Source organism: Mycobacterium sp., from assembly GCF_052143115.1.
In the GTDB taxonomy this organism is placed as follows: Bacteria; Actinomycetota; Actinomycetes; order Mycobacteriales; family Mycobacteriaceae; genus Mycobacterium.
Genome location: NZ_JBKQTQ010000180.1, coordinates 1 through 12,273, shown reverse-complemented (window position 1 = coordinate 12,273; position 12,273 = coordinate 1). Strand labels below are relative to the sequence as shown.

11 protein-coding genes and 3 pseudogenes are annotated in these 12,273 nt (G+C 65.2%); 5 read left to right on the top strand and 9 right to left on the bottom strand.

Going from position 1 to position 12,273, the window contains the following annotated elements:
- Window positions 1-310: 310 nt before the first annotated feature.
- The 6 genes from ACLQI9_RS18275 to ACLQI9_RS18250 are packed head-to-tail and all read right to left on the bottom strand — an operon-like array spanning window position 311 to window position 5,766.
- Entirely contained in the window at window positions 311-565 is a 255-nt protein-coding gene (locus tag ACLQI9_RS18275) for an acyl carrier protein (protein ID WP_442370986.1), read from the bottom strand.
- Between the two features lie 9 nt (window positions 566-574).
- Window positions 575-1,762, bottom strand: coding sequence for a dihydrolipoamide acetyltransferase family protein (locus ACLQI9_RS18270; protein WP_442380953.1), 1,188 nt, complete (start codon window positions 1,760-1,762; stop codon window positions 575-577).
- On the bottom strand, window positions 1,762-2,736 hold the full coding sequence (locus tag ACLQI9_RS18265; protein WP_442380955.1) for an alpha-ketoacid dehydrogenase subunit beta: 975 nt from the start codon (window positions 2,734-2,736) through the stop codon (window positions 1,762-1,764). The genes ACLQI9_RS18270 and ACLQI9_RS18265 overlap by 1 nt, the downstream gene beginning before the upstream one ends.
- The gene (gene pdhA, locus ACLQI9_RS18260; protein ID WP_442380956.1) at window positions 2,733-3,710 is read right to left on the bottom strand and encodes a pyruvate dehydrogenase (acetyl-transferring) E1 component subunit alpha; all 978 of its coding nucleotides are present in this window, start codon (window positions 3,708-3,710) and stop codon (window positions 2,733-2,735) included. The genes ACLQI9_RS18265 and pdhA overlap by 4 nt, the downstream gene beginning before the upstream one ends.
- A complete protein-coding gene (gene acsA, locus ACLQI9_RS18255; RefSeq protein WP_442380958.1) occupies window positions 3,707-5,506 on the bottom strand; it encodes an acetate--CoA ligase in 1,800 nt (599 codons plus the stop codon). Before acsA ends, pdhA begins: the two co-directional genes overlap by 4 nt.
- An 8-nt stretch (window positions 5,507-5,514) precedes the next feature.
- The gene (locus ACLQI9_RS18250; RefSeq protein ID WP_442380960.1) at window positions 5,515-5,766 is read right to left on the bottom strand and encodes a hypothetical protein; all 252 of its coding nucleotides are present in this window, start codon (window positions 5,764-5,766) and stop codon (window positions 5,515-5,517) included.
- A gap of 250 nt (window positions 5,767-6,016) precedes the next feature.
- Between ACLQI9_RS18250 and ACLQI9_RS18245 the strand changes: the two are divergent.
- From ACLQI9_RS18245 to ACLQI9_RS18230, 4 genes and pseudogenes are all read left to right on the top strand, one after another.
- Window positions 6,017-6,145: pseudogene (locus ACLQI9_RS18245) on the top strand (Gfo/Idh/MocA family protein); the annotation flags it as partial.
- A gap of 487 nt (window positions 6,146-6,632) precedes the next feature.
- On the top strand, window positions 6,633-7,067 hold the full coding sequence (locus tag ACLQI9_RS18240; protein ID WP_442380972.1) for an Hsp20/alpha crystallin family protein: 435 nt from the start codon (window positions 6,633-6,635) through the stop codon (window positions 7,065-7,067).
- An 89-nt stretch (window positions 7,068-7,156) separates the two neighbouring features.
- The gene (locus tag ACLQI9_RS18235; protein ID WP_442380962.1) at window positions 7,157-7,441 is read left to right on the top strand and encodes a DUF1876 domain-containing protein; all 285 of its coding nucleotides are present in this window, start codon (window positions 7,157-7,159) and stop codon (window positions 7,439-7,441) included.
- 32 nt (window positions 7,442-7,473) lie between these two features.
- On the top strand, window positions 7,474-9,519 hold the full coding sequence (locus ACLQI9_RS18230; protein ID WP_442380964.1) for an erythromycin esterase family protein: 2,046 nt from the start codon (window positions 7,474-7,476) through the stop codon (window positions 9,517-9,519).
- A 24-nt stretch (window positions 9,520-9,543) separates the two neighbouring features.
- Here the strand turns inward: ACLQI9_RS18230 and ACLQI9_RS18225 are convergent, their stop codons facing one another.
- On the bottom strand, window positions 9,544-9,882 hold the full coding sequence (locus tag ACLQI9_RS18225; RefSeq protein ID WP_442380973.1) for a hypothetical protein: 339 nt from the start codon (window positions 9,880-9,882) through the stop codon (window positions 9,544-9,546).
- Between ACLQI9_RS18225 and ACLQI9_RS18220 the strand changes: the two genes are divergently transcribed.
- A complete protein-coding gene (locus ACLQI9_RS18220; RefSeq protein ID WP_442380966.1) occupies window positions 9,819-10,559 on the top strand; it encodes a DUF72 domain-containing protein in 741 nt (246 codons plus the stop codon). The two genes, ACLQI9_RS18225 and ACLQI9_RS18220, sit on opposite strands and share 64 nt — an antisense overlap.
- A 273-nt stretch (window positions 10,560-10,832) precedes the next feature.
- On the opposite strand, the pseudogene ACLQI9_RS18215 reads toward ACLQI9_RS18220, so the two are convergent.
- Window positions 10,833-11,192, bottom strand: a pseudogene (locus ACLQI9_RS18215) (LuxR C-terminal-related transcriptional regulator); the annotation flags it as partial.
- Window positions 11,193-11,830: 638 nt separating this feature from the next.
- Window positions 11,831-12,273 (bottom strand): annotated as a pseudogene (locus tag ACLQI9_RS18210) (hypothetical protein); the annotation flags it as partial.

Below are 12,273 nucleotides of genomic sequence, written 5' to 3'. Positions count from 1 at the left end.
TGATGGACCATGGACGATTGCTGAACCACCACATCCTCACCGGATCTGTCAGTAGAAACGGCCCGTTGTTGTTGGGTAGCGGCGTCGAAATTGTAGCCACCAAACATCATCGTGTTCGGCATCTGGTATAGGCAGCTCGACCGCCGCAGCCCGTTCGCCCGGCGCACCGGCGAGCGGCCCCATCCCGATTTTCATGTTCCTCGCAGATGGCCAATCCCGCACTGGCGCTGCCAAATTGGGCGCCACAGTTTGTCGGCTAACTGTAGGTCAGCGCGAGCAGAAACATCGATCCTATGTGGCTAAACCGTTCTCAGGATGCTCGTGTCGGGTGTTGATGGACGTAATGGACCACGTCGGTGAGTGTCCGCAACGAGCCGTAGTCCGCCTCGGGGATGTCGACGTGTAATTGCTTGTGAATACCAACCAGGAAATTCAGCCAATCCATCGAATCCAGGTCCACCTGGTCTCGCAGCAGTACGTCATCGCGGATATCGTTTGAATCCACCTCAGGCGCAATGGCGGTCAACACCGACAAGACCACGCCACGAATATCATCTTCGGTCATGTTTTGCTTTCACTTCTCCAGGACATCCGGCTGCTGAAGCAGCTCGTTGATCGCGGCGAGGAACAGTGCGCCACGATGACCGTCGCTGGCACGGTGGTCGGCCGAGAGTGTGGCCTGCACAACGGTAGCCACGCGGATTTCACCGTCGATGACGCAAACCCGCTGCGCCGGCTTACCGAACCCCACCAGCGCTACCTGCGGCGGGTAGATGACGCCGAAGACCGCGTCGACGCCCTTGTCACCGAGGTTGGTGATCGTGATGGACGGATCGGACATCTCCGAACTGCGCAACGAGCCGGCGCGGGCCCGAGCCACCAGATCGGTGAGGTCGCTCATCAGCTCGTCGAGTTTCTTGTCGGGGACATCGTGAATGGCCGGGGCGAGGAGCCCACCGCCCCGCAATGAGATGGCGACACCGACATGCACGGCCGAAGCGGGCTCGAACGTGTCATTGCGCCAGAATCCGTTGAACTCTTTGAAGCGCTGCGCCGCGAGGGCAACGGCCTTCATTTGCAGGACGGCCGGCAGCACACGCTCGGTGATCGACCGCTGCGCATTGCGCTCGGCCAGCGACGTCAGCGCCTTTTCCATCAGGATTTCGTCGGCGAGGTAGTAATGCGGAATCTCGCGCTTCGACCGACCCATCGCGGCCGCGATCGACTTGCGAATCTGGGCGGCGCGGTCCGCCACGGTGGGCTTGGCTCGCGGCTGCTTCGCCGCAGCGGCGTGCTCAACGTCGGTGATCGTGACTGCGCCCTGCGGACCGGTACCGGTCACGGTCGTGATGTCGACGCCGAGCGACTCGGCTACCCGGCGAGCGGCGGGGGACACCCACCGGCGCCGATGCGGCTCCGTCGCCGGCGGGACGGTTGCCGGCGCGACAGCCGCGGGCGCCGCGCCGGCTCGGGCCGCCGCTGCGCTCGGTGCGGTCGATGTCCGGGGCGTTGGCTGCGCCGTCTCGCCGGGCGCCAGAAGCGTCGCCAATGGCGTTCCGACCTGGACCGTTTCGCCGACCGGAACCAGCAGCTCACCGACCACTCCGTCGTGCCAGCATTCCACTTCCACCGCGGCCTTGGTGGTTTCCACCACGGCCACGACCTGGCCACGGGTCACCGTGTCGCCCGGTGCGACCAGCCATTGGTCGAGGGTGCCTTCGTCCATGTCCGAGCCGAGGGCCGGCATGGTGAAATCGATCATCAGCGACCACCAAAGAGGCTTTGCACCGTCGCGACGATCTTGTCGGCCTGCGGCAGGGCGGCCTCTTCGAGGTGCTTGGCATACGGCATCGGAACTTCGGCGCTGCACACGCGGCTGACCGGCGCGTCGAGCTCGAAGAACGCGCCTTCCATAATGCGTGCGCTGATCTCGCCCGCCAGACTGCCGGTGCGCCACGCCTCATCCACGACCACCGCACGGTGCGTCTTGGATACCGACTCGATGATGGTGTCGGTATCTAGCGGCCGCAGCACGCGCAAATCTACGACCTCGCAATCGATTCCAGTGAGCGACAACCTGTCTGCCGCGTCAAGTGCTTTCGGCACGCAGCCGCCGTAGGCGATGACGGTGACATCGGATCCGTCGCGGCGAACGGCGGCCCGAGAAATATCGGTTGTGCTGAGCACGTCGACGTCCGCCGAGGTGTTGTAGAGCTGGACATGCTCGAAGATCACCACCGGATCGGGGTCAGCCAGCGCTGAGCCGAGCATCCCGTAGGCATCCGCCACGGTCGCGGGGGACACCACCTTGATCCCTGGAATGTGGGCATACCAGCATTCCAGGCTATGCGAGTGTTGCGCGGCCAGCTGGCGGCCGGCGCCGGTGGCCATCCGGACGACGAGGGGAACGGAAAACTGGCCGCCGGACATATGACGCAGCGCTGCAGCGGTATTGACGATCTGATCCAGCGCCAGCAGGCTGAAGTTCACCGTCATCACTTCGACTATCGGGCGAAGTCCGTTGAGAGCCGCGCCGATTCCGACCCCGACGAAGCCCAGCTCCGACAACGGGGTATCACGTACCCGGTCCGGGCCGAACTCTTCGAGCAGGCCCTTGGACGCCGCGTAGGTTCCGCCGTATCGGCCCACGTCCTCCCCCATCAACACCACCCGTGGGTCGTCGCGCAGTGCGTCGCGCATCGCATCGTGCACGGCGGTGCGGTATGTCGTCTTCATCGGACCCCTTCGGGTGCGGGCGTCAGCACGTCACGCCCGACATCGTCGACGCTTTCCCATGTTCCGGCTTCGGCGAATGCCACCGCAGCGTCCACTTCCTCCTGGGCCGCCTTCTCGATCGACGTGACGTCATCGGCGCTCATGGTGCCGTCGTGCAGGCACTGCTCGGTGAATGCAGGGATCGGGTCGCGCTTGCGCCACTGCTCGACCTCGGTCTTGTCGCGATACAGTTCCGGGTCGAACATCGAGTGCGCGCGGAAGCGGTATGTGTGGTACTCGATGAAGAACGGACCGCCGGTGGTTCGGATGTGGTCCGCACCTTGCTGCGCCGCCTCGTGGCATGCGATGACGTCCATCCCGTCGGCCGTGGCGGTCGGAACCCGATACGAGGCCGCCTTCGCAGCGAGGTCGGTCTGCGACTGTGCGCGATGCAATGCGGTTCCCATCGCATAGAGGTTGTTCTCGCACAGGAACAGCACTGGCAACCGCCACAGCGCGGCCATGTTCAGCGACTCATGGAATGCGCCTTCGGCGACGGCTCCGTCGCCGAAATAACAGGCGGTCAACCGGTTCCGGTGCAACAACGCGTCGGCCAGGGCCAGGCCCACCGCGAGCGGCAGGCCGCCGGCGACGATCGCATTGCCACCGTAGAACCGGGTGGCCGCGTCGAACAGGTGCATCGACCCGCCCCTGCCCCGCGAGCAGCCCTCCTGCTTGCCGAACATCTCGGCCATGATCGCGGTCATCGGAATACCGCGCAGCAGGGCGTGCGCATGTTCGCGATAGGTTGCCACCACCGCGTCGTCGGCGGTCAGCGCCCGCAATGATCCGGCGGCGACCGCCTCCTCCCCGACGTACAGGTGCAGGAATCCACGAATCTTGGCTTCCCCGTAAAGTTCCGCGCACTTCTCCTCCATGCGGCGCACCCGGATCATGTCCGAGAGCAGTCCCAGTGCGAGGTCATGGCCGGTCATAGCGACACCTCCTGGCCGTGGCGCTCGGCCGGCGTCTCGATGGTGGATGTGTCTCCTTCGGGCAGCCCGAGTTCGCGTGCCTTGAGCAGGCGCCGCATGATCTTGCCGGAGCGGGTGTGGGGCAGTGCGTCGACGAACTCGATCTCCTTGGGCGCGACCGCCGCGCCGAGCCGCTTGCGGGCGTGGCCCAGCAGTTCCCGGCGCAGAGCCTCGTCGGCGGTGAAGCCCTGTTTCAGCGAGACGAACGCCTTCACGACTTCGCCGACCACCGGATCGGGCTTGCCGATGACGCCCGCCTCGGCGACCGCCGGGTGGTCGGTCAGCACGTTCTCGACTTCGAACGGGCCGATCAGATGTCCGGCCGACTTGATCACGTCGTCGGCGCGGCCCACGAACCAGAAGTAGCCGTCGGGGTCGCGTTTGACGAGGTCCCCGGTCAGGTACAGGTCGTCGGTGAAGCACTTCCGGTATCGCGCATCCTCGTGCAGATAGCCACGGAACATCGACGGCCAGCCCTGCCGCAGGGCGAGCTCGCCCTCGACGCCCGGCTGTTCAACCACGGAGACCATGCCGGAATCGTCACGGCGCACCACATATGCGTCCACCCCTGGCAGCGGGCGTCCCATCGAGCCGGGTTTGATGTCGAACGCGGGAGTGTTCGCGATCATGATTCCACCCGTCTCGGTCTGCCACCAATTGTCGTGAATCGGCAAGCCCAGCACGCGTTTACCCCACCAGACCGCCTCGGCGTTAAGCGGCTCGCCCACGCTGGCGACGAAACGCAGCCCCGAAAAGCGGTACCGCGCAGCCACTTCGGGTCCCGCTTTGATCAGCATCCGCACCGCGGTCGGCGCGGTGTACCACACCGTCACGCGTTCGTCCTGAAGGATCCGGTACCAGCGCTCGGCGTCGAACTCGGCCTGGTCGACGATCGAGGTGACACCGTGTAGCAGCGGGGTGATCACGCCGTAAGACGTGCCGGTGACCCAACCCGGGTCGGCGGTGCACCAGAAGACGTCGTCGGCATGCAGATCCAGTGCGTACAGGCCGGTGATGTAGTGCATCGTGAGCGCGCCGTGCACGTGGATCGCGCCCTTCGGCGTACCGGTGGTGCCGCTGGTGAAGTGAAGCAGCGCCGGATCCGCTGCGGTCGTGTGTTCGATCGGCGCGTGGTCGTCGACCCGGGCCATCAAGTGCTGGTAGTTCAGCGTCCCCGGAACATCGTCCGCGTCCTCGTCCTGGTCGACCAACAGGACGTGCCGAACCGATGTCAGCTGATCGCGCATCTTCTCGATCTTGCGGTGATAAATCGCCGTAGTGGTCACCAGCACCCTGGCTTCACCGATGGTGACCCGGGTGGCGATCGGCTCGGGCCCGAAGGCCGAGAACAACGGGGAGACCACGCTGCCGTTGCGCAGCCCACCCAGCACCGTGACGTAGAGCTCAGGAATGCGTCCCATGATCGCGAAGACCCGCTCGCCCTTGCCGACACCCAGTGAGCGCAGCACGTTGGTGAACCGGCGGGCCAGCCGCCCGAGCTCCGCATAACTGATGTCGTGGGTGACCAGTTCGCCCGCGGCGCCGGTGTCGGCTATGAACCGCAGCGCCGTACGCGCCGCCACCGGGCCGTCGACGTGCCGGTCGACGGCGGCGTAGGCAATGTTGCAGCCCCCACTCCCCATGCCTTCGCACAACGCCGGCACATCGGACCAGTCGAATACCCCGCGGGCGTGGTCGTAGTCCTTCAGATTCGGCGGGACACGACAGTCGGCGGGCGTCTTGCGGATCACTTCCACGGCCGTACCTATCTGTGCGGCGCCGTGAGCAGGCCGTCGCGGACAGCGCGACCGATGTTGGCCATCACGCGTTCTAGTAAGGCGTTGCAGGCGCCCCCGTCATTGGCGACATCGATCAGCCCCTGGCGCAGCAGGTAGGCGTCCACACGCCGGTCGATCGGCCAGCCGGCATAGACCTGCCCGGTGAACTCAGAACCGAGAAACTTCCACGCGATCGCGTCCAGCTTCTGTTTTGGCAGCTCAACGCGGCCGGACCGCATCGTCACAAACCCTCTGGATGCAGGTACCACGCCTTCATGGTTTCCGCACCGACACCGGCCGCAATAGAGACGAAAGTCATCAAAAGACCGCTCAGTCGGTCCCGTCTTGGACAACGCCAACGTCAGCGTGTACCCGCTCACCGGTGCACACAACACAGAGGAATCCACCGTAGGCGGTGCCTGCCCTGCTGAGTCGCCTCCGACTTCTCGTGTCACCGACCGAGCCGGGACCGGTGCTAGCGTCGGGTCCGTGTCTCGTAACGGGGCCGCTCCGCTGCGGATCGGCATCCTGGGTGCAGCGCGTATCGCACCGTCGGCGCTGATCAAGCCGGCCAAGGGAAGCGTCGAGGTCGTGGTCGCCGCGGTGGCGGCGCGCGAATCCAAGCCGAGTTTGCACGTCTGGCCGAGATCGCGATCAGCCTTGACCCACGCCTGTATCGGCTGGAGTCTGTGCATCACATGCAATCCTGACACTGGTCCATCTAGTCAACGGCGAAGACCAAGCACCGCAAAGCTTGCACGTCGCGCAGTCGGTCGCCTGCCGGGGACACCCCGGCCAAGTGCCCGCCGCCCGCCGGCAGAAGCCGAGGCCGAGTACTACGCTCATCTCCGGATCGGGCAGCACACCGGTCACACGTAACGAGGTGTGCATGAAACCCGGGATGCTTCCGACTTCCTAGGCGAGTTGGACGCTTCGGCCGCCGCCGCCGAGGTGGGGGGTGCAGGCAATCGAAGGGTTGCCGAGCGGCTGGGCCGTGGTCGTCGTCAAGCGCGGCCCCAAGGGACTTTGGTCCCTACCGACGTGCGGCTGCGAGGTGCTCGAATCAAACGGTACGTCTGAACCAGCCACTCATGCGGTGAGGAACATCATGAGCAAACTTCCCGTGAAGCATCGCCGGCGATCGCTGCTGCCCGACATCTCCGAGCTGTTCACCGGTTTCCCGGCCTGGGCGAATCTCGCGCCGATGATCGACACCCACCTAATCCGGCTCGAGGACGAGGTCGAGGACGGTCATTACGTGATTCGCGCCGAGCTGCCCGGAATCGACCCGGCCAAAGACGTCGACATCACCGTGACCGATGGGCAGCTGACGATCAAGGCCGAGCGCGGTGAAAAGAAAGAATCCAAGGGCCGCTCGGAGTTCTCCTACGGCTCATTCATGCGCTCGGTCACGCTGCCGGCCGGTGCCGATGAAGACGACATCACAGCCAGCTATGACAAGGGCATCCTGACGGTCTCGGTGGCGGTTCCCGAAGCGCAGCCTACTGAGAAGCACGTTCAGGTTCAGTGCACCAATTGACTTGGGCGGGGATCCCGGAGCAACCATCCCGGGATCCCCGGCTCACCGTTCGACAGCGCGGGTCCAGCTGGCCATTACGAGGAGGCGAAATGGCGCACAAAGATTCCGATCAAGAGCAGAAGCACTGGAACGTCGAGATCTCCATCGACGAACATGACGAGCGCACACGGGCCAAGGCACGGTTGCACTGGCGCGATCAGAAGCTTGTTGGTGTGGGCCTTGCCCGTTGCAACCCGGCAGACCGGAGTGTTACGGATATCGGCGACGAACTCGCGGCTGCCCGCGCGCTGTCTGACCTGGCCCACCAACTCCTGGCCGCAACAGCATCCGACATTCAAGCCGTCACCCACGAACCGGTGTCGCAGCTGCACTGACCACCCGAAACGTCGGCGGAGGAAGTACACCAATGGCAAGGGCGACAAGCTTGGCGCGACGCGCGCCTAGGCGGGTTTTCCGCGACCGCCGCGAAGCCGGCCGGATACTGGCCGATCTGCTGGCGGCATACCGCAACAAAAAGGACGTTGTCGTCCTGGGGTTGGCCCGGGGCGGGATTCCCGTCGCATGGGAGGTGGCCAGAGCACTCGGCGCCCCGCTGGACGCCTTCGTTGTCCGTAAGCTGGGGGCTCCGGGTCATGAGGAGTTCGCGCTGGGCGCGCTGGCCAGCGGTGGCCGCGTCGTGGTGAACGACGATATCCTGCGGGCCCTGCAGGTCACAGCGCAGCAATTGCGCGATGTCGCCGAACGTGAGGGTCGTGAGCTGATCCGGCGGGAGGCGACCTATCGCGGCGGTCGGCCGCCGGCCGACGTGGCGGGCAAGACGGTCATTCTGGTCGACGACGGGCTGGCGACCGGATCCAGCATGCTTGCCGCAGTCCACGCAATACGCGAAGCGGAACCGGCGCAAATCGTCATCGCGGTGCCGGCGGCGCCCGAATCGACGTGCCGTGAATTCGCCGGGATCGTCGACGACGTGGTCTGCGCGACGATGCCCACGCCTTTCCTCGCCGTCGGAGAATCCTTCTGGGACTTCAACCAAGTCAGCGACCAAGAGGTTCGTGCACTGCTCGACACGCCGACGACTGGGGCCGCCGCGTTGGCGGGGGCTCCGGCGAAGACGCCGGCCGATGTCATCTGCGCCGCCGCCATCGACGCACCGGCCGGAATGCCGCCACGGGAAGTGTTGGCCGAGTTGATCGGTGACGCGCGGATCGTGCTCATCGGCGAAAGCTCGCACGGCACCCACGAGTTTTACCAAGCGCGCGCCGATATGACGAAGTGGCTGATCGAAGAGAAGGGCTTCTGCGCAGTCGCGGCGGAGGCCGACTGGCCCGACGCGTACCGGGTGAACCGATACGTCCGGGGCCGCGGTACGGACAAGACCGCAGAAGAAGCGTTGCGAGGATTCGAACGCTTCCCGGCCTGGATGTGGCGCAACGTCGTCGTCCGCGACTTCGCCCAGTGGCTACGGTGGCATAACCAGCGCTGTGTGGTAGACGACCAGCGACAAGTGGGCTTCTATGGTCTGGATCTCTACAGCCTGCACCGGTCTATCCGTGAGGTGATCGCCTATCTCGACACGGTGGACCCGCGGGCGGCGGCCCGAGCGCGTGAACGCTACGCCTGCTTCGATCATGCCTCCGCCGACGATGGGCAGGCCTACGGATTCGCGGCAGCCTTCGGCGCCGGTCTGTCATGTGAGCGCGAGGCGCTCGAGCAGTTGGTTGACTTGCAGCGCAACGCGCTTGCCTACGCCCGCCGCGACGGGCTGCTGGCCGAGGACGAGTTGTTTTATGCGCAGCAAAACGCTCAGACGGTGCGCAACGCGGAGGTCTACTACCGTGCGATGTTCAGCGGCCGCGTCACGTCGTGGAATCTCCGCGACGAGCACATGGCGGAGACCCTGGCGGCACTGCTGACACATCTGGATCGCCACGATGGCGCCGAACCCGCACGAATCGTGGTGTGGGCCCACAATTCCCATGTTGGTGACGCCCGCGCGACCGAAGTGGCCGCGGACGGCCAGCTCACATTGGGTCAGCTAGTGCGGCAACGATACGCCGACGAGTCGCGCCTGATCGGTCTCAGCACCTACACCGGAACGGTTACCGCCGCCAGCGAATGGGGAGGTGTCGCCGAACGCAAAGTCGTCCGACCCGCACTGAACGGCAGCGTCGAGGAACTGTTCCACGAGAGCGGTAAGGGCGCGTTCCTCATCGCCATGCACGACAACCCCGCGGCCGGGGACGTCTTAGACATGGCCCGGTTGGGCCGCGCCATCGGCGTGATCTACCAGCCCGCGACCGAACGGCAAAGCCACTACTTCCACGTCCGCCCGGCAGATCAGTTCGACGCAATGATCCACATCGACACCACGCAAGCCCTCGAGCCGCTGGAAGCGACCAGTCTGTGGATCGCCGGAGAGACGCCGGAGACCTACCCCAGCGGCCTGTAGCACCCACTCCGCGATGCGGTAAAATCAGTGAATCAGCTTGGCGGGTAACGTAACTCGCCGCTGCAGCGGAATGGTAACGTCGTCGGCGGCTGCTCGTTGCTCGTCGTCAATCGCCGCTACGTCAACCTCGAAGGGCTCGCCATGGTTAAGGTCTTTCTCGTCGATGACTACGAAGTCGTCCGCCGCGGGCTCATCGACTTGCCCGGCGCTGCGCCATGTCCTCGACCACGCAAAGACGGCCGCAGTGACCGATCCGCCGCGAAAGTTCCCGCTGGCCGGCCAGCGCGTGAGCCGGCAACGTGACGGTGCGGATAGGTACGTCGGGCTGGTCTTACGACCACTGGACCGGTGTGCTGTATCCACCGAAAATGCCTGTGGCAGCGAGACTTGCCCGCTACGCCGAGGAGTTCGACACCGTCGAGCTGAACGCCAGCTTCTACCGGTGGCCGCGGGATGCCACGTTCGCCGGATGGCGCGAGCGGCTGCCCGCCGGGTTCTCGATGTCGGTTAAGGCCCATCGAGGGCTGTCGCATTTCCGTCGGCTCAGCTCGCCCGAACCCTGGATCGAGCGGTTCCAGCGATGCTGGGCGGCGTTGGGCGATCGGCGCGAAATGCTGCTGGTGCAAGTGCACCCGCAGCTCGAACGCGACGACGCTCGCCTCGACTACTTCCTCGGCTGCCTGCCGGATGAGATCAGGGTCGCGATGGAACTGCGCCATCCGTCGTGGCAAGCCGCGGCGGTCTATGACCTACTGGAGCGGCATCGAGCAGCATATGTGGTGATGAGTGGCGCGGGCTTGCCGCAAATCGCGCGCACCACCACCGATAAGGTTTACGTGCGGATGCACGGGCCGCCCGACCAACCGCTGTACGCCGGTTCGTACACCGACGCAGCGCTGCGGTGGTGGGCCGACCGGATAGCAGAGTGGAAAGGCGAAGGTCGCGACGTGGTGGTCTACTTCAACAACGACGGCGGCGGCAACGCCGTGCACAACGCGCGAACGTTGAAGCGGCTCCTCGCCGGTGTGACCACCGACTGAGGCCCCTTCCCAGATGTCCCTGCGCCGCACGGCTACCGGCGCGGCAGTTCCTCTCAAAGTTGCGGTCGGCCCAGGCTTCTGCGAACGTCACAGCCTCAGGGTGATCCGAAAACCACTGAGCGTGAAAGGCGACGGTCACCACTCATTTGATACCCCTAACGTTGAATCGGTGCCGGCGCCTGTTGGCTGCCGGCGTTGCCGTCATCGAATCGGATGGCGCAACCTAGGCCTCAGCCCTTGTAGCCGGCTGGCATCGACCGGATCGATGCGGTGTTATTCGCCAGACCGCTGTGGTCGATCGAGTTTGGAAACGAACACCGCCGCCTGGGTTCGGCGTTCCATGCCGAGCTTCGCCAGCAGCCGAGACACGTAGTTCTTGACGGTCTTCTCGGCCAGGAACATCCTTTCCCCGATCTGTTTCTTGGTCAGCCCCTCACCGAGCAGGTCAAGCAATGCCCGTTCTTGGTCGGTCAGTCCCGACAGCGGATTGGAATGTGCGGCCTCGCCGCGCAGCTTCGCCATCAATGCGGCAGCCGCTCTGTTGTCGAGCAGCGACTTACCGGCGCCGACGTCTTTGATCGCGCGGGCCAGGTCCATCCCCTTGATGTCCTTGACGACGTAGCCGCTGGCGCCCGGCCGTGCGCCGTGTGACCGGGGCCGTGATGACTTCAGACCCTATCCCCACGGGCGGTCGCGGCGAAACGATGACATCGGCCTGACTGGGCTGCGGTGAATTGTCCAGGAGATAGGAAATTGGTATGACGACTAGCGCCGGCCAACCGCTGTTGGTGAGCAGCCCCGACGTCGATGGACGCCCGTGGCAATTCCTGATCGATGCCTCCAGGGTGTCCTTCGGTATTATGACCTCGTTCGCATCATCGCCGACCACGGCGACATCTGTACCGTCATCTTCCACCGCGCCGTGACCCATGTCAGTGGGTCGCCTGGCCAGCCGCGGCGGCCGCGGCCTGGTCCGTCAATCACTCGTAGTCGCCTGTGTCAGGTGGGACTACTCGGCGGTGGGGTGATGGCCGAGGGCGGCTTGCACCGATGCGATCTGCGACCGTGCCCGCTCGTCGGCCTTTTGCTGTTCGGCGGCTGTCACGATGAGAGCGTCGGAGCCGGGAAAGATGGTGGTCTCGTGTTCGGTATTCAGCCGGTGGTAGCGCTGCTCGATCGCGCGGCGATATCCGGCGGATCGCTGCCGCCGGCGGTGCAGCCGACCCGCCGCTGCGCGATCATATTTGTAGGTGGCGGTTGTTGATCTTGATTTAGGCGTGGTCAGGCGGTGGCGGTCTGGTTGTACGGACGTGTTCAGATGTGCTGCCAGCGGTAACTCGTGTGACCGGGGCGTCGCGCACGACGGTGACCGCCGCGGTGGCGGAACTGGCGGCCGGGGGAGGCGAGGATTCGGCGACAGGGCGGGTGCGCTGGCTGCGGGAGCGGGATCCCGACAACTGCTGGGCGGCCCACTTGGCAAGGCGCGGGCGCTCTATCTTGGAGTTGTGGCGCGGATCCACCGGCAGCCTGCGCTTGAAGAGGATGGCATGGATCTTGTTCGCCATTTCGGAATCTGCAGCCCGCGCGAGTAGTTCCTGGTGCAAGCCGGCGAGCTCGTTCTTGCCAACGTCGGGCTCGACCTCGACGCAGAGGACGGGCAGCTCGCCCGCCGGTGCGGGCACTCCCACCAGTCCACTTCGCCTCACCTTGGGGT

What these genes read in the sequence shown, in the direction of transcription:
- ACLQI9_RS18265 (WP_442380955.1), bottom strand. Translation starts at nt 2,736, where the DNA reads ATGAAGACGACATACCGCACCGCCGTGCACGATGCGATGCGCGACGCA.
- ACLQI9_RS18250 (WP_442380960.1), bottom strand. Translation starts at nt 5,766, where the DNA reads ATGCGGTCCGGCCGCGTTGAGCTGCCAAAACAGAAGCTGGACGCGATC.
- ACLQI9_RS18275 (WP_442370986.1), bottom strand. Translation starts at nt 565, where the DNA reads ATGACCGAAGATGATATTCGTGGCGTGGTCTTGTCGGTGTTGACCGCC.
- ACLQI9_RS18230 (WP_442380964.1), top strand. Translation starts at nt 7,474, where the DNA reads ATGGCAAGGGCGACAAGCTTGGCGCGACGCGCGCCTAGGCGGGTTTTC.
- ACLQI9_RS18235 (WP_442380962.1), top strand. Translation starts at nt 7,157, where the DNA reads ATGGCGCACAAAGATTCCGATCAAGAGCAGAAGCACTGGAACGTCGAG.
- ACLQI9_RS18270 (WP_442380953.1), bottom strand. Translation starts at nt 1,762, where the DNA reads ATGATCGATTTCACCATGCCGGCCCTCGGCTCGGACATGGACGAAGGC.
- pdhA (WP_442380956.1), bottom strand. Translation starts at nt 3,710, where the DNA reads ATGACCGGCCATGACCTCGCACTGGGACTGCTCTCGGACATGATCCGG.